This window comes from Staphylococcus sp. EG-SA-15 (assembly GCF_017151895.1).
GTDB lineage: Bacteria > Bacillota > Bacilli > Staphylococcales > Staphylococcaceae > Staphylococcus > Staphylococcus aureus.
The window spans coordinates 1-26,573 of record NZ_JACVZN010000028.1 but is presented as its reverse complement, the minus strand read 5'-3'; the positions used below and the strand labels follow the sequence as shown (position 1 = coordinate 26,573).

At 34.9% G+C, this 26,573-nt stretch carries 20 protein-coding genes and 1 pseudogene; 7 read left to right on the top strand and 14 right to left on the bottom strand.

Translation table 11 applies throughout. From position 1 onward, the window contains the following. Window positions 1–29: 29 nt before the first annotated feature. The 12 genes and pseudogenes from IDG64_RS11255 to sbnA form a co-directional block, all read right to left on the bottom strand. Window positions 30–151: pseudogene (locus tag IDG64_RS11255) on the bottom strand (hypothetical protein). Between the two features lie 143 nt (window positions 152–294). After that, window positions 295–1,071 (bottom strand): (S)-acetoin forming diacetyl reductase, encoded by a 777-nt coding sequence (locus IDG64_RS11250; RefSeq protein WP_000183771.1) that lies wholly within the window; start codon window positions 1,069–1,071, stop codon window positions 295–297. Between the two features lie 211 nt (window positions 1,072–1,282). Next, window positions 1,283–1,921, bottom strand: a complete 639-nt coding sequence (locus IDG64_RS11245) for an MFS transporter (RefSeq protein WP_000528197.1) — start codon at window positions 1,919–1,921, stop codon at window positions 1,283–1,285. Between the two features lie 182 nt (window positions 1,922–2,103). Beyond that, window positions 2,104–2,868 (bottom strand): bifunctional transcriptional regulator/O-phospho-L-serine synthase SbnI, encoded by a 765-nt coding sequence (gene sbnI / locus IDG64_RS11240; RefSeq protein WP_001015549.1) that lies wholly within the window; start codon window positions 2,866–2,868, stop codon window positions 2,104–2,106. A gap of 3 nt (window positions 2,869–2,871) precedes the next feature. Then, entirely contained in the window at window positions 2,872–4,074 is a 1,203-nt protein-coding gene (gene sbnH / locus IDG64_RS11235; protein ID WP_001223709.1) for a staphyloferrin B biosynthesis decarboxylase SbnH, read from the bottom strand. Further along, window positions 4,074–4,850, bottom strand: coding sequence for a staphyloferrin B biosynthesis citrate synthase SbnG (gene sbnG, locus IDG64_RS11230; RefSeq protein WP_001186806.1), 777 nt, complete (start codon window positions 4,848–4,850; stop codon window positions 4,074–4,076). Before sbnG ends, sbnH begins: the two co-directional genes overlap by 1 nt. After that, complete coding sequence (gene sbnF / locus IDG64_RS11225; RefSeq protein WP_077477376.1) at window positions 4,825–6,675, bottom strand: 3-(L-alanin-3-ylcarbamoyl)-2-[(2-aminoethylcarbamoyl)methyl]-2-hydroxypropanoate synthase SbnF; 1,851 nt, start codon at window positions 6,673–6,675, stop codon at window positions 4,825–4,827. The genes sbnG and sbnF overlap by 26 nt, the downstream gene beginning before the upstream one ends. Continuing rightward, a complete protein-coding gene (sbnE, locus tag IDG64_RS11220) occupies window positions 6,584–8,320 on the bottom strand; it encodes an L-2,3-diaminopropanoate--citrate ligase SbnE (protein WP_001179881.1) in 1,737 nt (578 codons plus the stop codon). Before sbnE ends, sbnF begins: the two co-directional genes overlap by 92 nt. Continuing rightward, window positions 8,310–9,566: a staphyloferrin B export MFS transporter gene (sbnD, locus tag IDG64_RS11215; protein ID WP_000610052.1), complete on the bottom strand. Its 1,257-nt coding sequence runs from the start codon at window positions 9,564–9,566 to the stop codon at window positions 8,310–8,312. The genes sbnE and sbnD overlap by 11 nt, the downstream gene beginning before the upstream one ends. Continuing rightward, window positions 9,559–11,313 (bottom strand): staphyloferrin B biosynthesis protein SbnC, encoded by a 1,755-nt coding sequence (gene sbnC, locus IDG64_RS11210; RefSeq protein WP_001179392.1) that lies wholly within the window; start codon window positions 11,311–11,313, stop codon window positions 9,559–9,561. Before sbnC ends, sbnD begins: the two co-directional genes overlap by 8 nt. Window positions 11,314–11,333: 20 nt before the next feature. Beyond that, on the bottom strand, window positions 11,334–12,344 hold the full coding sequence (gene sbnB / locus IDG64_RS11205; RefSeq protein ID WP_001078456.1) for an N-[(2S)-2-amino-2-carboxyethyl]-L-glutamate dehydrogenase SbnB: 1,011 nt from the start codon (window positions 12,342–12,344) through the stop codon (window positions 11,334–11,336). Continuing rightward, window positions 12,341–13,321: a 2,3-diaminopropionate biosynthesis protein SbnA gene (gene sbnA / locus IDG64_RS11200; RefSeq protein ID WP_000570803.1), complete on the bottom strand. Its 981-nt coding sequence runs from the start codon at window positions 13,319–13,321 to the stop codon at window positions 12,341–12,343. The genes sbnB and sbnA overlap by 4 nt, the downstream gene beginning before the upstream one ends. A 230-nt stretch (window positions 13,322–13,551) precedes the next feature. Between sbnA and sirA the strand changes: the two genes are divergently transcribed. The 5 genes from sirA (at window position 13,552) to spa (ending at window position 19,545) form a co-directional block, all read left to right on the top strand. Beyond that, on the top strand, window positions 13,552–14,544 hold the full coding sequence (gene sirA / locus IDG64_RS11195) for a staphyloferrin B ABC transporter substrate-binding protein SirA (protein ID WP_001045111.1): 993 nt from the start codon (window positions 13,552–13,554) through the stop codon (window positions 14,542–14,544). Between the two features lie 15 nt (window positions 14,545–14,559). Continuing rightward, a complete protein-coding gene (gene sirB / locus IDG64_RS11190; RefSeq protein ID WP_000924997.1) occupies window positions 14,560–15,555 on the top strand; it encodes a staphyloferrin B ABC transporter permease subunit SirB in 996 nt (331 codons plus the stop codon). Next, entirely contained in the window at window positions 15,552–16,550 is a 999-nt protein-coding gene (gene sirC, locus IDG64_RS11185; RefSeq protein WP_000136636.1) for a staphyloferrin B ABC transporter permease subunit SirC, read from the top strand. Before sirB ends, sirC begins: the two co-directional genes overlap by 4 nt. Window positions 16,551–16,917: 367 nt before the next feature. Beyond that, a complete protein-coding gene (gene sarS, locus IDG64_RS11180; RefSeq protein WP_000876755.1) occupies window positions 16,918–17,670 on the top strand; it encodes an HTH-type transcriptional regulator SarS in 753 nt (250 codons plus the stop codon). A gap of 420 nt (window positions 17,671–18,090) precedes the next feature. Beyond that, window positions 18,091–19,545 (top strand): staphylococcal protein A, encoded by a 1,455-nt coding sequence (gene spa, locus IDG64_RS11175; RefSeq protein ID WP_000728685.1) that lies wholly within the window; start codon window positions 18,091–18,093, stop codon window positions 19,543–19,545. A 328-nt stretch (window positions 19,546–19,873) separates the two neighbouring features. On the opposite strand, the gene IDG64_RS11170 is transcribed toward spa, so the two are convergent. Then, window positions 19,874–21,466: an L-lactate permease gene (locus IDG64_RS11170; RefSeq protein ID WP_000173900.1), complete on the bottom strand. Its 1,593-nt coding sequence runs from the start codon at window positions 21,464–21,466 to the stop codon at window positions 19,874–19,876. 261 nt (window positions 21,467–21,727) lie between these two features. After that, window positions 21,728–22,201, bottom strand: coding sequence for a DUF1648 domain-containing protein (locus tag IDG64_RS11165; protein ID WP_000036329.1), 474 nt, complete (start codon window positions 22,199–22,201; stop codon window positions 21,728–21,730). Between the two features lie 350 nt (window positions 22,202–22,551). Between IDG64_RS11165 and IDG64_RS11160 the strand changes: the two genes are divergently transcribed. After that, window positions 22,552–24,327, top strand: a complete 1,776-nt coding sequence (locus IDG64_RS11160; protein WP_001813880.1) for an oleate hydratase — start codon at window positions 22,552–22,554, stop codon at window positions 24,325–24,327. Between the two features lie 322 nt (window positions 24,328–24,649). Further along, entirely contained in the window at window positions 24,650–26,311 is a 1,662-nt protein-coding gene (locus tag IDG64_RS11155) for a Na/Pi cotransporter family protein (RefSeq protein WP_072353806.1), read from the top strand. Window positions 26,312–26,573: the final 262 nt, after the last annotated feature.

Genomic DNA, 26,573 nt, shown 5'->3' with positions numbered 1-26,573 from the left:
ATTGTAAGCTTTTTATCGATATTTTTTATTTATAAAAATAAAATGAGATAACTTTGTGAATTTTTATTGAGATAAATTAGATAGTGGCGTTTTGTGATGTTTTATAATATCTTGGGTGTGTTAATACTAATAATGCTTTCAACTGATGCATTAGACAGTGACATCATAACTCACTTAAGAACTTCGCTTATTAATTTTCTACCAATACACTCCCTTCTAAGTGCACTAAAAAATCCTTACTGCTAAGTGATTAAACTTAACAATAAGGATTTATTTATCATTAGTGGATAATTATTAACGGAATCTCATACCACCATCTACAATAATTGTTTGTCCAGTAATGTAATCAGAGTCTTTACCGGCTAAGAAGCTCACTACATTTGAAACATCTTCTGGTTGAGAAACTCTGCCCAAAGCAATCTGACTTGTAAATTGTTCCCAGCCCCATGCTTCAGGTTTACCTGCTTCTTCGGCTGTTGCCACTGCGATACTTTCCATCATTGGTGTTTGAACGATACCAGGTGCGAATGCATTCACAGTAATACCTTCAGACGCTAAATCTTGTGCGGCTACTTGTGTTAAACCTCGCACTGCGAATTTTGTACTGCAATATAAAGACAAGCCTGGGTTACCCTCAACGCCTGCTTGAGATGTTGCATTGATAATTTTACCACCATGATTGAATTTTTTAAATTGTTCATGTGCGGCTTGAATACCCCATAGCACACCTGCAACGTTCACGCCATATACTGTTTTAAACTGTTCTTCAGTAATTGTATCGATTGGTGTTGTTGGTCCAAGGCCGGCATTGTTTACCATGACATGGAAATCGCCAAATTGAGCTGCAGTTTGTCTTACTGCATTAAATACATCATCACGGTTTGATACATCTGCTTTGATAGCAATAGCTTTTGTACCATCACTTGATAATTTAAGTGCAGCTGCTTTTGCCCCTTCTTCATTGAAATCAACAACTGCTACTTTGAAACCATCTTCCACTAAACGTTCTGCAATTTTAAAACCAATCCCTTGTGCTCCGCCAGTTACTAATGCTACTTTGTTGTTTGTCATAAAGATCACTCCTCAAATTTCTTTCCTTTAATTACATTTTACTCCTCTTCATTTGAATAGTACAACAAAGGTAGCTCCATTTAACAAAATATTCAGATATTTAAGGTATAGTTAAACGCACTACCATTAGTGATTGGCAATGCGTTTAAATGTCGTTTTAAAAGTTCTTATGTTGAATATTATTTTTTTAAGTCTCTCGATTAGTTTGTCATCAATCTTTTTTCGAGACATGGTCTTTTGATTCAATCGGCGGTTCCGTGTTATCACTGACAACTTTAGTTGTAGCTTCATCTTTATGTATTTCTTCGTTAAATCCTTCAAGGTTTTTAGTCGTGGGATTTTTAACCTCAGGATGTTCCATCATGTCTTGACTATCAAGTTCCTTTTTACACGTGTCTTTATGTGATGCTTGATTTGCGTTCCCTTTACTTTTTTGAATAGTGGTAGTATCTGCTGCAGCTACTAATTTTTTTCTACCTAAAATAGATATGGCTGAAACAAACCAGAGTATTGCAGATACAAAGTTGCATAATACTAAAGCAATAATAGCCAATACAATTAATATGACACCTTTTGAAATCCTTTCTTTAAATAAGTCAGATGCCAATACGATGACAGGTACGATTGAAAGTATAATTACAAATATAGAAATTATTGCCGATATAACTATTGTTACTATTAAATAATCAGCTCTGCTACCTGATAATAAATAGAAAAGGCCGAAAATTAGTCCATAGCAAATTACAAACCCACATAAAGTTATAGCCATGAGTACTATATAAGCTATTTGAAAATATAAACCTATCTTTATGAATGATTTTTCTACATTTTTTCCATGTCTATTCCCCATTTATTTAATATTTATACTTTACCTTAATATACCTTATTTTATTTAATTTTTATATGCAAAATACAAAAATGGAGAACTTCAATATTTATAAAATATCAAAAGTTCTCCACACTATATTGTTTTATTATATTTTCGCTATCAATACGCTAAATCATCATATTTCCCTCAACATCACAGTAAAACTATTGCTCCACCAAGTATACTTTTTCAGTATAGCATCTCATATTGGCAAACTTATCTGCTAAAAACTGCTTCCAATTGCGCAGTTGTTCAACATCATCATCTTGTTTAAGTAATGCCAGTGGTACTTGAAGATTAAGACATCGTCCTGAAATATTAAAGCGTGTCACACCTGCTGGCACAGTTTCCCCTTTATGAACAACCGCTTCAATTTCCTTATAACTCAATGGCTGATACTTCATGAGTACATCTTGTTGAGAAAGACAAGGATATGTACCTTGTGCAATTCTCTCTACAGAACAACAACCACTATAACTTGCGACAACCTTTTCCCATACTTGAAAATGTGCTTCGCCTAAATCTTTTGTATACAAATATTGTTCTGTATCACCATGACACATTGTAATAAATGGCGCTTCTTGTCTTGTCTCAGTAGTCCATGGCAAGCGATGTTCTTGTTGTAACGTTTCCCACCACACACCAAATGGAACTTTATGTTGCCATGTACTAATTGAATATTGTGTTTCATGGATTTCTTGCACTGGAACTTTCTTACATCCTAACGCTTTCAAACTTGTATACCGATGCACACCATCTATAACCATATATCTACCATGTTGCATCGCTGTCACTAAAATAGGATGACGTATAAAATCATCTGCTTCAATACTACTTTTCGTCTTTTCCAATCTTAAAGGTTCGAATGTTTCGTGAAGATCAATCTTATCTACTGGTACCAATTTTAAATGTTCATGAATATGATTCAATAGTTATTCATCCTCCTTTGTTTGCGTTAAATAAATAAATTCAGGATGTGGATGGCTTAAGAAATCGTGATGTGAAATAGACCATCCGTATGCACCTGCATATTTGAAAACAATAACGTCGCCTGTACTGATTGCGTCTATCTGTACTTCTCTAGCAAAGACATCTTTCGGTGTACATAATTGACCGACTAACGTTGTGTCCTGTCTCGAAATTGAAACTTTTTCAAATGAATATGGATTGTCCTTATAGCGATAAATTTCAAAAGGATGGTTATGCTGCCAAGATACCGGCAGTCTAAATTGTTGCGTACCTCCTCTTAAAATGGCATACCAAGCACCATGCACTTTCTTAATATCTAGCACTTCTGTCACATAGTAACCAATATGTGCCACAATAAAGCGCCCACATTCAAAGTTCAATGTCACATCTTCCATTTCTTGCTCAACGATAAGTGTTTTAAAATTTTCTACAAAATTATCCCACTCAAATTGGCTAGTTAAATCTGCATAGTTAACCCCTATACCACCACCAAGATTGATATGTTTGAGTGGAAATCGATGTTTTTCAGACCATGATTTTGCTTTTTTAAAATAAAGTTTCACTACATCGACATGTAAATTCGAGTCTAAATTGTTAGAAATAGAATGAAAATGAAAGCCATCTAGATGAATATTTGGCATTGCTAGCGCAGCTTCAATGACATCATCAACTTCGTCTTCAGAAATACCAAATTGTGTTGGGCGTCCTGCCATATGCAACGTTGCATTGGGAAATGGTCCTGCTAAATTAACACGCAATAAAATGTGTTGTGTCTTATCTTCATCTTCTAAGATGGCATTTAGCCGTTGTAATTCATGCATACTTTCAACATGAATACGCTGAACACCTTCACTTACTGCATATCTTAGTTCCTCGTCTGTCTTACCAGGGCCACCAAAAATAATATGATTTGCTGGTTTAAAAGCAAGACCTTTTGCTATTTCACCTTGAGATGCAACTTCGAATCCTTCAACATACTGACTAATTGTATCTAGGATTGTTCGTTCACTATTTGCTTTCATTGCATAGTACATTTGACAATTACTCGGCAATGACGATGTAATATGTTGCAAATGATGTTCCAGTCCGACTAAATCATAGATATAATGACAAACTGGATGAGATTGTGCTTTTAATTGTTCAATAACAGGTTGAACTATACGCATTAGCCTTCATCCCCTTTCTGTTTAGACGTCGCTAGAGATGCACTTAAATGGCGATATATTTTTCCGCGATCATCACCTAAAATAAATGTTTGTACACCTTGTGCCTGCCATTTTGCAATATCTTCATCTTCACGTGGTAATGCACAAAAATGTTTACCATGTGCATTCACAACTTCAAAAATATGTTGAACATGTGATGTTACTTGATCATCACGCGTTTGCCATGGTATGCCAAGTGACTGGGATAAATCTGCGGCACCTTCGACTATCATGTCTAAACCTTCGACTTGTGCTATATCGTCAATGGCCATAACCCCTTCAACATCTTCTATCATGGCAATCACCATAATATGCTCATTAGCCATCTCCATTGCATCAAGTAATGGTGTACGTCCAAATCTTGCCATGCGACCACCATTCAAACTTCTTAATCCTTGCGGGTAATAACGACTTAATTTCACAATATGCTCAACTGTCTCACGATCTTTAACATGTGGCACAATAATACCTCTCGCACCCATATCTAACACTTTAATGATATCTCTATCTATCACTGCAGTGACACGTACAATTGGTATAATATGCGCTGCTTCAGCTGCACGAATTAAATGCGCTAGTGTCTCATCATTAATCGCCACGTGTTCTGTATCAATCACAACAAAGTCATACCCGCTTGCTGCGATAACCTCGATCATCAATGGGTCCGGTATAGAATTAAAAATGCCATAAACTGAATCACCATTGTTTAATCTATGTTTCAGAGATAGTTGTTGCATCATTGATACCTCCTACACCTAATGGATTTGTAACATGATGAATTCTTAACTCTGAGTCACTTAATAATCGACGTGTCGTTAACTTTTCAACTTGAATCGTAGGTTCAAACAAATCGAAATGTTGATAGTTATTCAACTCTGGAAATGCTTCTTGATACGCCTCGATAATGTCTTTAACCCATTGCCATTGTCGCTGCTCATCGATATCATATTGCTTTTCAATAAATAAGATGATTTCGGCGATATTAATAAAGAAAAATGCATCATGTAAAAAGTCGCGTACTAAACGTTCGTCATCTGTTTCAATAAATGAATTACTATTCACTTTTTTATGTGCTTCTGGCATTGGCTTTAATGTCAGGTGTGAAGCTGCTTCACTTAAATGCTCACGCTTAAAACGAACACCATCGTGGAAATCTTTTAAGGCAATACGTGTAGGCCAACCATTTTCATGAATGAGCATCATATTTTGTGCATGCGATTCAAAGGCAATACCGTGATAATAAAGCATATGAATCATTGGACGAATCGCTACAGCTAAAAATTGCTTTGTCCAAGCTTCAGAACCATATTGTTTAATCCACTTTTCAATGAATGGTACACCATCCTTATCACTTGCATAAAGTGCATTAAATGGTATCGCATCCTCTTCATCGATTAACATATGATATATATTTTCACGCCATATAACACCTAACGCACCATAAACTTGAGTTTGTTTATAAGGCGAAAGTTGTGTATTTAAATAAGACTGTCCTAAGACTTCCCCTAGAAAAGCTGTCTTTAATTCATCTTTTAAATACGTATCTTGTTGCTGTATCTGCTTTAACCAATCCGTAATTTGCGCTGCATTTTCAATTGTATGAGGCGCCAACACTCGTTTCGTTGAAGTGTTCGTTATACTTATTGGTACCTTTAAATAATATTTTGTCGTGTCTATTGGCGACATCGTACGAATCGATTGTTGAGGGTGATATAGCTCATCACTTTCCCCTAACCATAGTACTGTGCCATTAAGCCTTTCTTCAGCCAAATCAACTTGGATGACATGTTCAAACTGCCATGGGTGTACAGGTATCATCTCAACATCATTTACATGTTTGCCAGACGCTTCAATTTGCTGTACAAAATGTTCATAAGTCTTATCGCCAACTTGTTGACGTAACATTTCGTTAACTACAACATTTCTTGATACCGTCGTTTCTACTTTATCTTTGTCGATAGCTAACCACTGCAGTTTAACGTTTGGTACAAAATCAGGACCAAATTTCAAATTATCACTCAACGTAAATCCTAAACGTGATTTGTAACTTGGATGATACTGATGCCCTTCCATCGCATAAAATTCATAGTCGTTAAATGTCTCAGGTGTTGCTGGTGGGTTTGATTCTCGATACTGCATACTTTGTGTATCTTTTAATTCTGTCTGTAATAACTCAACAATAAATTGTTCTAGCTTTTCATCATTTTTAGGAAATGTAAATACAACCTCTCTCAATAATTGTGTATAGTCTGTTGTTGTATCTGCCTCATCTCCTACGACACGCTCAATTGGTGATGTGATACGTATACGATCAAAGCTATGTGTCTTTTCAGCAGTAAAACGATACTCTGAATCATGTCCTTCTATTGTAAAATGACCGACACCGTCTTGATATGACGCTTTATACACAACAATATTCTCATAAATAAGTGATGATACCAGTTGATGCATTACTCTAGTCTTTACACGATTAAGAATTGTTTGATTCACAATACGATACCTCCTTGTTATGACAAATTGGATTTGGTATATGTGTATAAATAGGGTTTGCACCACAATCATTCAATTTACTCATCAAATTCGCTTTAGCCGCAATGGTCGGCGTTTGATATAAATCTTCTACACAGTCAACAAATACTGCGTTATTCGCGTATTCTTTTTTCCAAGTCATAAGACGATGCGCTACAAGTTGCCATAACACAACTTCATTTCTAGTCGCTTTACCAATAGTTGATACTAATTGTCCTAAGTGATTTACTACAACATAATATTTAAGACGATGCCATGCTTCATCATGTGCATATACAACAGGGCTTGATGCTGCCACAACATTTGGCACAAGCTGTTTTTCAGTAGCAATCGTTCTAGATAGACAAATGCCTTCAAGATCTCTGACAAAGCATACATCGGGTATGCCATCTTTTAATTCAATTAATGTATTTTGTACATGTGCTTCTAGACTAATGCCTGTGTTACTAAACAGCTTTAATATCGGCAATAATGTACGATCCAAATAATATTCAAGCCATGCTTCTGGTGCTAAACCACTTTGCTCAATCACTTGTGATAACTTAGAGATCGGTGAATCAGGCATCGTTTCAAATAATGACGCCAATACATGAATATCTTTATCAGCATGGTAATTCGGTATCCCTTCACGAACAATCATGGCACTATTTGTTAATAAATCCATTTCAGGTTCAACTGTTTGCCCTAATGGATTCGGTAACAATGCACGATATCCTTCTTCAAACATCAATTTAAAATGGGGTGTTTCAACCTCATCTTTGACTGATGCGATAACTTGCGCGGCATCAATTGTTCGTTCAATTTGTTCAAGATCATTCGTACGTATAAAATTAGTAATTTTAACGTGTATCGGTAATTTTAAATAAATGTTTAATGCTTTTGAAAATACAGTTCTAACCGAAGACGTCGGGTACACTAAATCACCGGAAACGCCAAGGTCTTTTATTAAACCTTGTTCACTATATTGCATATACTGTGGATGCTGTCGCAACACATTGATTTGATAAGGATGTATTGGTAATAAAATAAAATCTTTGGGTATCTCTGATATGTTTATATCTGCTAATTGATACAACACTTTCTCAACCTGATCTTCTTTACCTTCTACATAGCGCGTGAGCAGAACATTTTGATGCACAGCTAAATAATGCAATTGGAATGATGTATGACATTCGGGTGCATATTTCTCTAAATCTGCTTCTGAAAACCCACTTGCACTCTTAGGAGTCGGATGAAATGGATGACCTAAGTATAAAGATTGTTCTGAAACGATATAGCGATCCTCTGCGTAGTCTATTGTGTTACTTTGCAAATAACGCGCCGTGCGATGAATGCTATTATCGATGTCAGACATAATTTGCGCCATATGTTGTTGCACTGCCGTTTGATTATCTGCACTTTGAGCCATATGTTGCAAAATACGCGCAATTGCTTCTTTATAAGTTGTTATTTTTTTACTTTTTCCATCGATAAGCCATACCTCTGGATGATACATATGATGCCCCATCGCAGACCAATAGCGAAATTCACCCGTTAAAGTTTCGAGCTCTGATAATTGTATAGACCATTGATGATTTTGAGGTGGTACTTGATATAAATTTTCTTCTCTAAAATATTCATTTAAAATGCGTTCGATAGCCGCATACGCTGCATGTTGTATTAATTCTTTATTTTGCACTTTTTTGTTTCAACTCCCATAATTTCATTAATGTGTGATCGTTGATTTGATTAGTGATGGTTGAACAAATTAAAAATAAACTACTTACTGCAAATACTACGCCCATAACGATAAACGTAGTAGTTGGTGTAGTATAACTAGTAATGGCAGCGCCACTAAGACTGCCAATAATTTGACCAACAACTAACATACTGTTCGTCGTTCCAACAAATGTGCCTTTAAGTTGCTGATGACAAGCATTTACAACAACAAACATGACACTTTGAATCAATGCACTATATGTTAATCCTTGAAGTATTCTTGCAGCCATTAAAAACTCTATATTCGTCGCTAAACCTTGCAGTATCGCACTACAACCACATGCAATCGTGGCAAATATATATACTGATTTAACATATGATTTATCATTAAAGCGTCCCCATAAAGGCGCGCTTAATATCGAAGCCGTCCAAAATGCGGACTGTAAAAATCCAATCACACTACGGTCATCTATCGCTGTATGATTCACTGATGAAGCAAGTGGTGATAATGCAGTTAGCATGCCATACATAGCAAAGTTTGCTAAAACGCCAACGATAATAAATCGACATGTTTGTTGTGTGCATAATAGACATTGAAATGAACGGCGAATACCTTTATTAATATTTGGTGTTTGTGATTTTGGCATATGTGTCGTTTCAATCAATTTTAATGCACCGAAAATACAGACAATAAAAGTAATAACGGCAATACTCATCAGTAACGCACTAAAACCTAATATCGAAGCTGTAACACCGCCAATTAATGGCCCCACAAGAGACCCTGCGCTGACTGAACTTTGCAGTCTTCCTAATACCTTTCCACGATCTTCAGCTGGCGCCTCTGCACTCGCAAACGCACTTGATGCATCAACAACACCACCAAATAGTCCCTGCAATAACCTCACAAGTACAAACTGTAATGGTGTCGTACACAATGCCATTAAAAATAAGCATACCGCCAAACCAAGTAACGCTCTTAACACCATCCATTTTCGGCTGATCTTATCACCTAGCTTCCCCCATATCGGCGAAGCTATCATCGTCGTTACAGCTGGAGCAGCAATCGCTATACCACTCCACAACTGTATTTCTACGACTGATAGATTTTGTAGTGATGCCATATAAATTGGCAATAATGGCACAAGTACTGTCAGTCCAGCAATCGCTATAAACTGACTGAGCCATAAAATGCGAAAGTTACTGCGCCATATAGACTGATTAATCATATGTCACCATTGGATTTGGTACGGTAGTTAAACCTGAAGGCATACTACCTCCACCACTATCACGTTGATATAGCAATGGTAATAAAATTTGTTTAAATGGCCACGTCTGTTTATCAAATAAAATGTGTCTGACAGCTAGCTGATCAGTTGTAACCCATGAAATAGTTGCCACTTCATTTTTTAAAATTTGTTTTAACAACGACATAAGTTCATGCTCACTTACACCAAATAAATCTTGAATTGCATCAATAATGGCATATAGATTTACCGATACAGCTAATGTTTGAAAATAAGCAAAGAATGTTTCCAAATCTTCATTAATTAGCGTATTAGGTGTATCTTCTCTGACGACATACTTCGGCAATGAAAGCTGATGTGCTGTTAGCCATGGTTTATAAATTCTGACAGTATCATGATCACGTAACACGCATTTTTGTACACGTCCATCTTCAAATGACAACAATATATTTTGACCATGCAACTCTGGTAATGCGCCGTATTGCATAAATGATAGTGTTACCTTTAAAAAGACTTGCGCGATATCTTCAAATAACGTCATGACATCATTTTTAGAAATATTATCTTTTCCACAAATCATTTGATATAAAGTGCGATCATTTGCCGCGAGTGCTGCCATTGACACTAGCTGTTGCGTATCATTTTTGGCTAGCACTTCGGGATATTTTCTTAGCTGAACAGTTAGATGACCTAATTGATCTTTGAAAATATCATTATCTTGACCCATATATGACCACCAAGCTGTTTCATCACAAACCATGACATACTTAGCTAGTGCTTCATCTTTTTCTATAAGCTGACGTAATAATTGTTCTGCTTGTTCTCCGTTTTTCATGTAACGCGTAGGCGTTAGCCTTAATGCGCCTAATGACTGCATTGCAAATGGTACTTTGACATGGTTATACGGTGCGCCAATATCAATTAATGAACGCATACTTGAAGACGACAGATAATCTCCAAATTTTAACGGTAATAGTACAACCAACTTTTCACTAATCTCTTTCGCAAAGACGTTCGGCAAAATATGCTGATATTGCCAAGGATGTACCGGAAATAGTACATAGTCATCTATTGATAACCCTTGATCATTTAACATGTCTGTCGCTTGTTCTTTTATAGGTGCTGTCAAATTTTCTAATTCATCGATATTTGCAGTATCGCCATGAATCATATGTGTCTTTTTAACTGCTGCAACCATTAAAGGAAATGATTGATTTAATTCAGCTTGATACACTTGATAATCCGCTTCTCTTAATCCTCTTTTTTCTTTAGCTAATGGATGGAATGGACGATCTTTTAAACTTGCAAACTGCTCGGACATCACAAAAGGATGCGACGCTAAATCTAATTCTGATAATTGTTTAGCAAGCTGTGTGGCAGCAGTAGTCAGTCCTTCTTCAACTCGAGCCACTTCCCATTCTTGACTTAAATCACAATTCATATTAGCAATTGTTTGCCAAAATTCAGCTGCCGTTAAAGGTTGCTTAGACGCCCTTCCCTCTATCGTAATTGGTTGTGAACTTTCATAACGAAACATATTTAAAGCACTAAAATAAACAGGTATCTTTATTTGTTGTGTTTCACGTTCGTATATCAAAATGGTTTGTCCATTTTCTTTAGTAATCTCACTATTCGATACAATACCGGCTATATCTTCAAATAATAATGCATCAACTAAATCTCTTAATATTATCGTTTGTGCTGTATTGACTGCTGTATGATTCTGCAATGTTCAGACACCTCGCATTCTTAATATAGGTTCAATGTTGTCCCAATATTTTGTTGTTGTGCCTGTTGATAAATAAAGTAAGCACTTGAAATATCTTCGATAGCCATACCCATCGGATTAAGTAATATGATTTCATCATCGTCTTCACGTCCTGGTATGTCACCTGTCACAAGTTGCCCTAGTTCAGCATGAAGTGCTTCTTTGCTGAATTTACCTTCTAACACCAATTGGTTAATAGTTTTCTTTTCTCGATTACATTGTGACCAGTCGTCTACTACGACTTTGTCAGCTTTAATAAAGACTTCTTTATGCACATCCATGATAGAAATGTTGCTAATAAATGCACCCTTTTGTAACCAATCATATTCAATGTATGGTTGATCCGTTACGGTACATGTAATGACTACTTCACCATTTGATACTGCTTCTTTAGCATTTTCTGTCGCAATAAAATTAATTTCCGGACGCTGTTGTTGCCATCTATCAACAAAGCGTGCACATGCTTCAGAGAATTGATCGTAAACAAACACGCGTTCAATATGATCGAATTGCTCTAACATACTTTGTAATTGCTTGTCTCCGATTAGCCCGCATCCAATGATTGTTAAGTCTTTAAATCCTTTTTTAGCCAAATGCTTAGCTGCAATCACTGAAACTGCTGCAGTACGCATACTACTAATTAAACTTGCTTCCATAACTGCAATTGGATAATTCGTTTCTGGATCATTCAAAATAATGACACCACTTGCACGCTCCATATTACGTTTCGATGGATTGTCGTGCTTACTACCTATCCACTTAATACCTGAAATTGCGTGTTCACCACCGATATGACTTGGCATTGCAATTATTCGATCTGCGATGTGTCCATTTTCAGGATCCTGTCTTAAATACGGCTTAAGCGGTTGTACAAAATCATTGTGCGCATGGGCTGTTAATGCTTCTGTTAATGCGTCCACATAAACTTGTGAATGATTACCTCCCGCTTGTTCAATATCTGATCTATTTAAATACAACATCTCTCTATTCATTCTGATTTAACTCCTTGTCTTGATTTCATTTTTTCTAACCATGTATCTGAATAAACTAAATCTAAGTAACGATCGCCTCGATCTGGTAAAATCGTGACAATTGTTGCACCTTCTTCAATTGACGTTATCAACTGCTCAATCGCTGCAATAATCGAACCTGTTGAACCTCCGGCAAATATGCCTTCATAATCAATCAGTTTTCGACAGCCCAAAGCAGATTGATAATCATCTACATGGATCACTTGATTAATTTCTGATCTATTCAATATTTCGGGTACACGACTAGCACCGATACCAGGTAATTCTCTATTAATAGGTTTGTCACCAAAAATGACTGACCCTTTCGCATCAACAGCAACAATTTGTGCGTTTGGATGCACTTCTTTTATTTTTCTACTCATACCCATAATGCTACCTGTCGTGCTGACTGGCGCGACAAAATAATCTATAGGTTGCTTAATTGTTTCAACAATCTCTGTGCCTGCACCATGATAATGGGATTGCCAATTTAACTCATTCGCATATTGATTAATCCAATATGCATCGTCAATAGTGGCTAACAGTTCTTGCACCTTTGCAATACGAGTCATTAAATAACCCCCATGTGCATCAGGTTCTTCAACCATTTCTACATTGGCACCATAACTTTTAATAATTTTCAAATTTGTTGGTGATATTTTAGGATCAACAACACACGTGAGTTTTAATCCCTTGATTTTAGCTATCATTGCCAACGCAATGCCTAAATTACCAGAAGTACTTTCAATTAAATGTGTATTCTCAGTGATTAAACCATGTTTAATACCATGTTCAATGATGTACTTGGCAGGTCGATCTTTCATGCTGCCTCCAGGATTCATATACTCTAACTTTGCAAACACTTCATGTTTCGGAAATAGTTGATGAAGTTGAACCATAGGTGTTTGCCCTACAGAATCTATCAATGAATCGTGACATGCTTGACTTTTTTCAATCAAAAGCGCTTCCTCCTCAAATTTAAAATTCTATAATATTGTGTGTTACCTAATTGATAATGATTCTCACTATCAAGTAATTAGGATTATATTTTTTATGCATTTATATGTCAAATAATTATAAGTTGCATGTAAATCATAAATATTTTATTGACTTAGGAAAAAATTTAATTCATACTAAATCGTGATAATGATTCTCATTGTCATACATCACGAAGGAGGCTAATTAGTCAATGAATAAAGTAATTAAAATGCTTGTTGTTACGCTTGCTTTCCTACTTGTTTTAGCAGGATGTAGTGGGAATTCAAATAAACAATCATCTGATAACAAAGATAAGGAAACAACTTCAATTAAACATGCAATGGGTACAACTGAAATTAAAGGGAAACCAAAGCGTGTTGTTACGCTATATCAAGGTGCCACTGACGTCGCTGTATCTTTAGGTGTTAAACCTGTAGGTGCTGTAGAATCATGGACACAAAAACCGAAATTCGAATACATAAAAAATGATTTAAAAGATACTAAGATTGTAGGTCAAGAACCTGCACCTAACTTAGAGGAAATCTCTAAATTAAAACCGGACTTAATTGTCGCGTCAAAAGTTAGAAATGAAAAAGTTTACGATCAATTATCTAAAATCGCACCAACAGTTTCTACTGATACAGTTTTCAAATTCAAAGATACAACTAAGTTAATGGGGAAAGCTTTAGGGAAAGAAAAAGAAGCTGAAGATTTACTTAAAAAGTACGATGATAAAGTAGCTGCATTCCAAAAAGATGCAAAAGCAAAGTATAAAGATGCATGGCCATTGAAAGCTTCAGTTGTTAACTTCCGTGCTGATCATACAAGAATTTATGCTGGTGGATATGCTGGTGAAATCTTAAATGATTTAGGATTCAAACGTAATAAAGACTTACAAAAACAAGTTGATAATGGTAAAGATATTATCCAACTTACATCTAAAGAAAGCATTCCATTAATGAACGCTGATCATATTTTTGTAGTAAAATCAGATCCAAATGCGAAAGATGCTGCATTAGTTAAAAAGACTGAAAGCGAATGGACTTCAAGTAAAGAGTGGAAAAATTTAGACGCAGTTAAAAACAACCAAGTATCTGATGATTTAGATGAAATCACTTGGAACTTAGCTGGCGGATATAAATCTTCATTAAAACTTATTGACGATTTATATGAAAAGTTAAATATTGAAAAACAATCAAAATAATTAAGGAGTTTTACGATGCTACTTAAACCAAAATACCAAATCGTTATTGCTGGTTTATGTCTTGCAATAGTAGCTATCTTAAGTTTAATGATTGGAAATACGCTTGTGTCACCAGGTACGGTGATACAGGCGTTATTCAACTTTGATAGTGAAAACGATTTACATGATGTTGTCACTGGTGCACGGGCGTCGAGAACAATCATTGCGTTATTGACTGGTGCTGCCCTTGCTGTCTCAGGTTTGTTGATGCAAGCACTTACACGAAACCCAATAGCCTCACCAGGGCTTTTCGGTGTCAATGCAGGCGCAGTATTTTTTGTCATTTTTAGTATTACATTTATCCAAATTCAATCTTTTAAAATGATTGTAGTTATTGCATTTTTGGGGGCTATTGTTGTTACTGTATTAGTTGTTGCGCTAGGTATGTTTAGACAAACACTATTCTCACCTCACCGTGTCATTTTGGCAGGTGCTGCGATTGCGATGCTATTTACAGCCTTTACTCAAGGCATACTTATTATGAACGAAACAGACTTACAAGGCCTATTATTTTGGTTAAGTGGCTCCGTTTCATTACGTAATATTTGGGATATCCCATGGATTATTCCGCTTGTATTGATACTTATTTTAATTGCATTTAGCATGGCTGCACACATCAACATCTTGATGACAAGTGACGACATTGCAACCGGCCTCGGTCAAAACATAAAATTAATCAAATGGATGATTATTATGCTCATCAGTATGTTAGCCGGTATTTCGGTAGCCGTAGCTGGATCAATCGTCTTTGTGGGTCTTATCGTACCGAATATTAGCAAACGATTATTACCACCAAACTATAAGTATTTAATTCCTTTTACTGCATTAGCTGGAGCAATCCTAATGATCATTTCAGACATTGTTGCTCGTATAATCATTAAGCCACTAGAGTTGCCTATCGGTGTCGTTACCGCTGTCATTGGCGCTATTGTCTTAATCTATATTATGAAGAAAGGACGTCAACGCTTATGACCGAAAAGATTAATAAAAAAGACAATTACCATCTCATCTTCGCGTTAATCTTTTTAGCCATCGTTTCAGTGGTAAGTATGATGATTGGTTCAAGCTTTATACCATTACAACGCGTACTGATGTACTTTATAAATCCAAATGACAGTATGGATCAATTCACTTTAGAAGTATTACGCTTACCTCGCATTACACTTGCGATTTTAGCAGGTGCCGCACTAGGAATGAGTGGTTTAATGTTGCAAAATGTATTAAAAAATCCAATTGCCTCACCTGATATTATCGGTATCACAGGTGGTGCTAGCTTAAGTGCTGTTGTCTTTATTGCATTTTTCAGCCATTTAACGATACATTTACTTCCACTATTTGCAGTATTAGGTGGCGCAGTTGCAATGATGATACTATTAGTGTTTCAAACGAAAGGACAAATACGCCCGACAACACTCATAATCATCGGTATTTCGATGCAAACGTTGTTTATTGCGCTTGTCCAAGGATTACTCATTACAACGAAGCAATTATCTGCTGCCAAAGCTTATACATGGCTAGTCGGAAGTCTTTACGGTGCTACGTTTAAAGATACAATCATTTTGGGTATGGTTATTTTAGCTGTTGTGCCGTTGTTATTTCTTGTTATACCAAAAATGAAAATATCTATACTTGATGACCCTGTAGCGATTGGCTTAGGCTTACATGTACAACGTATGAAACTAATCCAATTAATCACTTCTACTATACTCGTATCTATGGCAATCAGTTTAGTAGGTAACATTGGGTTTGTCGGTTTAATCGCACCACATATCGCGAAAACAATCGTTCGCGGAAGTTATGCTAAAAAGTTACTAATGTCAGCAATGATTGGTGCCATATCAATTGTTATTGCAGACTTAATTGGGCGTACCTTATTCTTGCCTAAAGAAGTGCCAGCAGGTGTATTTATTGCTGCTTTTGGTGCCCCATTCTTCATATACTTATTATTAACCGTGAAAAAGTTATAACGATATTATTAAAACAAAATGACCTCACAACGAAGTTAGCTAAATGATTCAGTTAACTAACAGTTGCGAGGTTTTTTTATACATATAGTTGTTGTTATTGTTAACAAGCGTCGACTTTCTTAATTACATATTAATACTTTATATACAAATAACACCGACTCATATTCTATAATATCAATCAATATTCTTCGATTTTTCAAATATCGATAACTATTTCTTATTTAAATATAGTGTTTGATAATGTCATTTATTCAAAAACACAAATTTTAATAAAAATATCATATTATTTTTAATTGTAAATTATGGATTTTTTTCTTATTATATTGTGTTATATTAAAATAAAGTGCATATACAAGGAGATAAAACAATGAAATATAATAACCATGACAAAATTAGAGATTTTATAATCATTGAAGCATATATGTTTCGTTTTAAGAAAAAAGTCAAGCCTGAAGTCGATATGACTATAAAAGAATTTATATTACTGACTTATTTATTTCATCAGCAAGAAAACACACTTCCATTTAAGAAGATTGTTTCAGATTTATGTTATAAACAATCGGATTTAGTACAGCATATAAAAGTACTTGTGAAACATTCATATATTAGTAAAGTTCGAAGTAAAATTGATGAGCGTAATACTTACATTTCAATATCTGAAGAACAACGAGAGAAAATTGCAGAACGTGTTACATTGTTTGATCAAATCATTAAACACTTTAACCTTGCAGATCAAAGTGAATCACAGATGATACCAAAAGATAGTAAAGAATTTCTAAACTTGATGATGTATACAATGTATTTCAAGAATATTATCAAAAAACATCTAACATTAAGTTTTGTAGAATTCACAATTCTAGCTATTATCACTTCTCAAAATAAAAACATCGTTCTTCTTAAAGATTTAATTGAAACAATCCACCATAAATACCCTCAAACTGTTAGAGCTCTCAATAATTTAAAAAAGCAAGGCTATCTAATAAAAGAACGCTCAACTGAAGATGAAAGAAAAATTTTAATTCATATGGATGACGCGCAGCAAGACCATGCTGAACAATTATTAGCTCAAGTGAATCAATTATTAGCAGATAAAGATCATTTACATCTTGTTTTTGAATAATATCTCTATTACGCAAGTGTGCTGTATTCTAAAGTGCACTTGTGTTTTCTATTTTTTAATAAAACCTCAGCACATAATGAACAACTTTCTATTTTCTATATCACTTAAAACCATTTCCGAAATTAAACCTCAGCACATTCAAAGCCCCACTTTATTCTTAAAAATATTTTTTAACTCATATGTATTAAACCGCTTTCATTATAAAAAATATCTCTATATTTTATCTGTTTTTATTAATCGAAATAGCGTGATTTTGCGGTTTTAAGCCTTTTACTTCCTGAATAAATCTTTCAGAAAAATATTTATTTTATAAGTTGTAAAACTTAACTTTAAATTTAATTATAAATATAGATTTTAGTATTGCAATACATAATTCGTTATATTATGATGACTTTACAAATACATACAGGGGGTATTAATTTGAAAAAGAAAAACATTTATTCAATTCGTAAACTAGGTGTAGGTATTGCATCTGTAACTTTAGGTACATTACTTATATCTGGTGGCGTAACACCTGCTGCAAATGCTGCGCAACACGATGAAGCTCAACAAAATGCTTTTTATCAAGTCTTAAATATGCCTAACTTAAATGCTGATCAACGCAATGGTTTTATCCAAAGCCTTAAAGATGATCCAAGCCAAAGTGCTAACGTTTTAGGTGAAGCTAAAAAACTTAATGACTCTCAAGCTCCAAAAGCTGATGCGCAACAAAATAACTTCAACAAAGATCAACAAAGCGCCTTCTATGAAATTTTGAACATGCCTAACTTAAACGAAGCGCAACGCAATGGTTTCATTCAAAGTCTTAAAGACGATCCAAGCCAAAGCACTAACGTTTTAGGTGAAGCTAAAAAATTAAACGAATCTCAAGCACCGAAAGCTGACAACAATTTCAACAAAGAACAACAAAATGCTTTCTATGAAATCTTGAACATGCCTAACTTGAACGAAGAACAACGCAATGGTTTCATCCAAAGCTTAAAAGATGACCCAAGTCAAAGTGCTAACCTATTGTCAGAAGCTAAAAAGTTAAATGAATCTCAAGCACCGAAAGCGGATAACAAATTCAACAAAGAACAACAAAATGCTTTCTATGAAATCTTACATTTACCTAACTTAAACGAAGAACAACGCAATGGTTTCATCCAAAGCTTAAAAGATGACCCAAGCCAAAGCGCTAACCTTTTAGCAGAAGCTAAAAAGCTAAATGATGCACAAGCACCAAAAGCGGACAACAAATTCAACAAAGAACAACAAAATGCTTTCTATGAAATTTTACATTTACCTAACTTAACTGAAGAACAACGTAACGGCTTCATCCAAAGCCTTAAAGACGATCCTTCAGTGAGCAAAGAAATTTTAGCAGAAGCTAAAAAGCTAAACGATGCTCAAGCACCAAAAGAGGAAGACAACAACAAACCTGGTAAAGAAGACGGCAACAAACCTGGCAAAGAAGACAACAACAAGCCTGGTAAAGAAGACAACAAAAAACCTGGTAAAGAAGACAACAAAAAACCTGGTAAAGAAGATGGCAACAAGCCTGGCAAAGAAGACAACAAAAAACCTGGTAAAGAAGACGGCAACGGAGTACATGTCGTTAAACCTGGTGATACAGTAAATGACATTGCAAAAGCAAACGGCACTACTGCTGACAAAATTGCTGCAGATAACAAATTAGCTGATAAAAACATGATCAAACCTGGTCAAGAACTTGTTGTTGATAAGAAGCAACCAGCAAACCATGCAGATGCTAACAAAGCTCAAGCATTACCAGAAACTGGTGAAGAAAATCCATTCATCGGTACAACTGTATTTGGTGGATTATCATTAGCGTTAGGTGCAGCGTTATTAGCTGGACGTCGTCGCGAACTATAAAAACAAACAATACACAACGATAGATATCATTTTATCCAAACCAATTTTAACTTATATACGTTGATTAACACATTCTTATTTGAAATGATAAGAATCATCTAAATGCACGAGCAACATCTTTTGTTGCTCAGTGCATTTTTTATTTTACTTACTTTTCTAAACAACTTCTGAAACGCCTCAACACTTTCTACTCTGATTACATATACGACATTTTTAGACATTAAAAAATCGAACTAGACAAGATGCTCATTGCATTTCGTACTAGTTCGATTCATGAATAATTAGATTTAAAATGTCATTTGAATCCAAGTGACAACATTATTTATATTTAGAATATTAACGTTAGTATAAACGTCCAAACACAAATAAAGGCAACAAATATAATACTGTATTTTAACGTCATTTTTAATAATGCAGATTCTTCACCAACTTTTTTAACAGCTGCAGTCGCAATGGCAATTGATTGTGGTGAAATAAGTTTCGCTGCTACACCACCTGCAGTGTTAGCTGCCACAAGTAATGAACCGCTTGTTGAAATTTGTTGTGCCACTGTCGCTTGAATAGGTGCGAATAAAGTATTGTTATTTACAACTGAACCAGTCATAAACACACCAATCCAACCTAATACTGGAGAGAATAATGGGAAAATTGCTCCAGCTTTAGCAATACCTTGTCCAATTGCTACAGTCAAACCACCGTATGTCATAACTTTAGCAATAGCTAGAATCGCTGAAATTGTAAGGATCGGTAACCATAATTCTTTAATTGCTTCGACCAATAAAGCACCTGCACTTTTCCATTCTAACTTCGTAATTAAAATTGTAATAATTACTGTTAATAAAATCGCTGTCCCAGTTGCACCAATTAAATCGAGACGCAACGCAATTCCTTTAGGCGATAAATCACTCACAGTATTTGGAATTGGCATTTTTAATACTAAACTTTCAAGCGCACCTCCAGGTTGGAATAATTTTTTAAAGAATGGTGCACTCCATACTAATACAAAGGCAGTTAAAATGACGAACGGACTCCAAGCAAAGACGATTTCTTTAGGTGTACGCTTTTGAATTTTATGTTTTGATTCTTTCAACCTGAAAATGTTTTTCGGTTTAAATTTACGACAAACAAATGCTAACACCACCATTGTTGCTAGTGATGGAATAATGTCTGCTAGTTCTGGACCATGGAATATTGTTAATAATAATTGTAATCCAGTATATGTACCACTCACTGTTAAGATGACAGGTAAAATTTCTTTAATACCTTTCATGCCATCTATAACGAATACTAAAACAAATGGGATAATAAAGTTTAAAATTGGAAGTGTTAATGCTGAATATCTCGCAACATCTAATGTTGTAACGCCTCCACTTAAGTTAAACGTATCAATAATACTAACTGGTAAACCAATTGCACCAAAGGCACCCGCCGCACCATTAGCAATTAAGCATAACATCGCTGCTTTTAATGGTTCAAATCCAAGTTGAATTAATAATACTGCACAAATCGCAATTGGCACACCAAATCCTGCTGCACCTTCTAAAAATGCGTTGAAACAAAATCCAATTAATAATAGTTGGATTCTTTGGTCTTCTGAAATACTTGCAATACTATCTTGAATAATAGAAAATTGTCCTGTTTTAATAGAAACTTTATATAACCAAACTGCCATTAAAACGATATATCCTATTGGGAAAATACCGGCAACAACGCCTTCTGTAATCGCACCTGCTGATACACGCGCTGGTAATTCAAATACAAATAAAGCCACAATCAATGTAACAACCAAAGTTGTCAATGCTGCATAAATGCCTTTCATTTTAAAAACGGTTAAGCATAATAAAAATAAAATAATAGGTACTGCTGCAACTAAGGCTGATAATCCAACATTATCGAATGGATTTACAGTAAGTAGTGTCATAATGACTCCCTCTCTTTATATAAAATATTTATCATTCTGATTAATCTACAACCTATTTCAACTTATATTTTGCGATGATCACATATTTAAAATGTAACACTCCTATATGTGACAGGCAATCGAATTTTTACAAAAAGTTCACAAAATATACACAATATTTAACTATAATAAATAATATATCATTTTAATTATAAATACTAGATATTATTTATAATAATCTCAGGAATCCGCTTCAAAACTGCATCATGACAGTTTATATTTTTATTGAGAATCTCTCATTTTATGAATTGTAGGAAGTAAACAAAATATGACAAGCGTCAAACCAATGATAATGATAAATATCATATTAAACCATAGTAAATTGAATTGATGATGGTGTTGTATTTGCCAAATTTCTAATACTGTGAAGATAGACATATAGCTCATAATCTCTAAATTTAACGTACTTAAAAATAATTTAATCGCTCGAATTTCACGTGGTGTATGATTATAATGTGACCATTTGGCAAATCGTTCATAGTATCTACCTGCAATGAAAAATATAAGCCAAATCACTATAAATGCGCTATTAATCAAAAGCAGCACCCATTTATCAGCAAAGTTATCAGCATCCCCTGCTAAATTATAATGAATAGGTACTTTGGTTGGTAATTTTGAATAGGTCACTACTGTATAGCACATCATAGCTAAGTAAATAAGTAGACTTAATATTGTAAAAGACCTGATTTTAGACATTCTATCGCCTCTTTCTTTACATTTTATGTATAACACTCTGCCTATTTTACCTTTTAATTACATTACCCCAAACGATTAAACAATATGTAATGATACTATAATTGCGTCAGGAGTATCCGCTTGTTAAATGTGCATAGCTTATATTTACCTGTTTAACATGCCACATAATGATTCGAATTATTCCAAGTCCCGCACCTCAGAATCCAAAAACATTCGAGTGATAAAATTTTAAAAATCAAAAATATAAAAATGATCTAATTTCGTCAAATTTACCAATATAAATACTAATATTTGCAATTCACAAAGGGGTATAGTCTGAGTGTATTCTAATACGAAAGGACTTGGTGGATATGTATTACAGTTATGGAAATTATGAAGCATTTGCGCGCCCTAAAAAACCTGAAAATGTAGAAAACAAATCCGCTTACTTAATCGGATCTGGTCTAGCTTCACTTGCTGCAGCTTGTTTTTTAATAAGGGATGGTCAAATGGAAGGTTCGAAGATTCATATTTTAGAAGAGTTACCTAAAGCAGGTGGTAGTCTTGATGGTGAAAATATGCCTTTAAAAGGCTATGTTGTCCGAGGTGGTCGTGAAATGGAGAACCACTTTGAATGTTTGTGGGACTTATTCAGATCTATCCCTTCATTAGAAATCGATAACGCGTCTGTATTAGATGAGTTCTATTGGCTAAACAAAGAAGACCCTAACTATTCTCGCTGTCGAGTTATTGAAAAACAGGGTCAACGTTTAGTTACCGATGGAGACTTCACTTTGACCAAAAAAGCGATTAAAGAAATTTTAGATTTATGCTTAACGAATGAAGAAGATTTAGATGATGTCAAAATAACAGATGTATTTTCCGATGACTTCTTTAATTCAAACTTTTGGATTTACTGGAAAACGATGTTTGCATTTGAACCGTGGCATTCTGCTATGGAAATGCGTCGCTATCTAATGCGATTCGTTCATCATATTGGTGGTCTCGCAGACTTTTCAGCTTTAAAATTCACTAAATATAATCAATATGAATCTTTAGTATTACCTATGGTTGAATATTTAAAATCGCATGGGGTTCAATTTGAATACGGTGTAAAAGTAGAAGATATTAAAGTAGATGTTACGACAAGTCAAAAAATTGCCCGAGAAATATTAATTCACCGACATGGCAAAGCAGAGTCCATTAAACTGACTGTAGATGATCTTGTCTTTGTGACAAACGGTAGTATTACGGAAAGCTCTACGTATGGTGATAATGATACACCAGCACCACCAACTGACGAATTAGGTGGTAGTTGGACACTATGGAAAAATTTAGCGCGACAAAGTCCTGAATTTGGTAATCCTGAAAAGTTTTGCCAAAATATTCCTAAAAAAAGTTGGTTTGTTTCAGCAACATCGACAACAAACAATAAAGATATTATCGATACAATAGAAAGCATTTGTAAACGTGATCCACTTGCAGGCAAAACGGTTACTGGCGGTATTATTACGATCAATGATTCTGCATGGCAAATCAGTTTTACAATCAATCGTCAGCAACAGTTTAAAGACCAACCTGAAAATGAAATATCTACATGGATTTATGCCTTATATTCAGATGTAAACGGCGATTATATTAAAAAGCCAATTACAGAATGTAGTGGTAATGAAATATGCCAAGAATGGCTGTATCACTTAGGTGTATCAACTGACAAAATTGAAGACTTAGCAAAACATGCATCTAATACGATTCCTGTTTATATGCCATATATCACCTCTTATTTCATGACGCGTGCTATCGGCGACAGACCTTTAGTCGTCCCGCATCAATCACAAAATTTAGCATTTATTGGTAACTTTGCAGAAACAGAGCGAGACACTGTATTTACAACAGAATATTCGGTTCGTACTGCCATGGAAGCTGTTTATCAATTACTAAATATAGATCGTGGTATTCCAGAGGTCATCAATAGTACATTTGATCTTCGCGTCTTAATGGATGCCGTATACGAACTGAATGACCATCAAGATTTGCGCGAGATTACTAAAGATTCGAAAATGCAAAAACTCGCATTAGCAGGATTCCTTAAAAAGATAAAAGGTACGTACATTGAGTCATTATTAAAAGAACACAAATTATTATAACGAGGCACATTAAATCTGTCTATATGGTGATTTCAAATCATGGAGTGGGATAGAAGTGATATGATTACAAACTTTATTTCGTTATCCCACTCTCATGATTTTTTGATGAAACATAATTACATGATTGATTGCATCATTTTGTTAAACAAGTGATTGCAAACCTGCCATTTCACACTGAAAATTTACATAATAAGTGACGATATTTTACAAGTCATATACAAATAACATATATTGTTAAATAATTTTACCTAATCTTAACATTAAATTTACAATTATAAGCGATAATCTAAATATAAAGCTTATTTGAGGTGAAATAATGGAAATGTCGGTTACAGAAGTCATTTTCTCCTTTTTAGGTGGTTTAGGTATTTTCCTTTACGGCTTAAAAATCATGGGAGACGGGCTTCAAGCATCAGCAGGAGACAGGCTACGAGATATTTTAAACAAATTTACATCAAATCCAGTATTAGGTGTTATTGCAGGTATCGTTGTAACTATTTTAATACAAAGTAGTTCAGGTACGACAGTTATCACAATCGGACTGGTAACAGCTGGATTTATGACATTGAAACAAGCCATTGGAGTGATAATGGGTGCTAATATCGGAACAACGGTAACTGCATTTATTATCGGTATAGATTTAGGCGAATATGCAATGCCAATTTTAGCATTAGGTGCATTTTTAATCTTTTTCTTTAAACGCTCTAAAATCAATAACATTGGCCGCATACTATTCGGTTTCGGTTCTCTATTCTTCGGTCTAGAATTTATGGGTGATGCCGTTAAACCTTTAGCATCATTAGATGGATTTAAACAATTAATGCTTGATATGTCATCAAATCCAATACTTGCTGTCATTGTCGGCGCAGGGTTAACAGCACTAGTTCAAAGTTCAAGTGCGACGATTGGTATTTTACAAGAATTTTATCAACAAGATTTAATCAGCTTAAACGCAGCAATCCCTGTGTTACTAGGCGATAACATTGGTACAACGATTACAGCTATCTTAGCTAGTTTAGCCGGCTCAATCGCTGCAAAACGTGCGGCGCTTGTACACGTCATCTTTAACTTAATCGGGGTAATTATCTTCACAATTTTCTTGCCAGTTGTGATTCATTTGATTAGTTTGTTACAAGATGTATGGCACTTAAAACCAGCGATGACGATTGCAGTATCACATGGTATCTTCAACATAACAAATACTTTGATTCAATTACCATTTGTAGCAGGTTTAGCATGGATAGTTACAAAGCTTGTCCCAGGTAAAGATATTGCTGATGACTATAAACCTCAGCACTTAAACAAAGATCTTGTTTATCACGCACCTGGTGTTGCATTACAAGAAACTCAAAAAGAATTACAAAATGTGGGTCAGATTGTCTTAACGATGTTTGAAGACATTCGCGAAATTACAAAAGACGATAAAAAATTGATCAAAAAGCTTGAACAAAAGCACCAAGCTGTTGAAACAATCAATGATAGCATTCGAAATTATTTAGTTAGAATTTCTACAAAAGCCATTACGAAGGCAGACGTTGAGCGTTTAGCAGTTATGTTTGATGTCAATCGCTCTATTTTAAAAGTAGCAGAGCTAACAGAAGAGTATGTCGCTCAATTAAAACGCCAACATGATGAAGATATTCGCATTACAGAAGATGCACAACGCGGTATGGATAAATTATTCAACCATGTTGCTGAGTCATTTGATAAAGCCATCGACATGTTAGATGTTTATGACAAAACGAAAAAAGATGAAATTGTAGAACGTAGTAGAGAATCATTTAATATTGAACATAAACTACGCAAAGGTCATATTAAACGCCTTAATCGTGGTGAATGTACAACAAAAGGCGGATTACTATATATCGATATGATTGGTGTTCTTGAACGTATCGGTTATCATTCACGAAATGTTTCTGAAGCACTTGTTGGCCTTAACGATGATGTACCTACAGATGAAGAAATTGCAACAACTGAAATTTAATTTTTACTGTCTTATTTATATTCATATTTTTTTAAAATTAGAGATTCAGATGCATGTAAAACAGGCTGGGACATAAATCCCTAAAAAACAGCAGTAAGATAATTTTCAATTAGAAAATATCTTACTGCTGTTCTATATTTATACAATACTTCGTATTGAATGGCTTCGCTTTCCTAGGGTGCCGTCTCAGCCTCGGTCTTCGACTGGCACTGCTCCCTCAGGAGTCTCGCCATTAATACTACGTATTAACATGTAATTTTAC

Excerpts from the sequence above, each read along its gene's own strand:
- IDG64_RS11250 (WP_000183771.1), bottom strand. The coding sequence starts at position 1,071 with ATGACAAACAACAAAGTAGCATTAGTAACTGGCGGAGCACAAGGGATT.
- IDG64_RS11245 (WP_000528197.1), bottom strand. The coding sequence starts at position 1,921 with ATGGGGAATAGACATGGAAAAAATGTAGAAAAATCATTCATAAAGATA.
- sbnH (WP_001223709.1), bottom strand. The coding sequence starts at position 4,074 with ATGCGTATAGTTCAACCTGTTATTGAACAATTAAAAGCACAATCTCAT.
- sbnG (WP_001186806.1), bottom strand. The coding sequence starts at position 4,850 with ATGCAACAACTATCTCTGAAACATAGATTAAACAATGGTGATTCAGTT.
- sbnF (WP_077477376.1), bottom strand. The coding sequence starts at position 6,675 with ATGATTGTGGTGCAAACCCTATTTATACACATATACCAAATCCAATTT.
- sbnD (WP_000610052.1), bottom strand. The coding sequence starts at position 9,566 with ATGATTAATCAGTCTATATGGCGCAGTAACTTTCGCATTTTATGGCTC.
- sbnB (WP_001078456.1), bottom strand. The coding sequence starts at position 12,344 with ATGAATAGAGAGATGTTGTATTTAAATAGATCAGATATTGAACAAGCG.
- sirA (WP_001045111.1), top strand. The coding sequence starts at position 13,552 with ATGAATAAAGTAATTAAAATGCTTGTTGTTACGCTTGCTTTCCTACTT.
- sirB (WP_000924997.1), top strand. The coding sequence starts at position 14,560 with ATGCTACTTAAACCAAAATACCAAATCGTTATTGCTGGTTTATGTCTT.
- sirC (WP_000136636.1), top strand. The coding sequence starts at position 15,552 with ATGACCGAAAAGATTAATAAAAAAGACAATTACCATCTCATCTTCGCG.
- sarS (WP_000876755.1), top strand. The coding sequence starts at position 16,918 with ATGAAATATAATAACCATGACAAAATTAGAGATTTTATAATCATTGAA.
- IDG64_RS11170 (WP_000173900.1), bottom strand. The coding sequence starts at position 21,466 with ATGACACTACTTACTGTAAATCCATTCGATAATGTTGGATTATCAGCC.
- IDG64_RS11165 (WP_000036329.1), bottom strand. The coding sequence starts at position 22,201 with ATGTCTAAAATCAGGTCTTTTACAATATTAAGTCTACTTATTTACTTA.
- IDG64_RS11160 (WP_001813880.1), top strand. The coding sequence starts at position 22,552 with ATGTATTACAGTTATGGAAATTATGAAGCATTTGCGCGCCCTAAAAAA.
- IDG64_RS11155 (WP_072353806.1), top strand. The coding sequence starts at position 24,650 with ATGTCGGTTACAGAAGTCATTTTCTCCTTTTTAGGTGGTTTAGGTATT.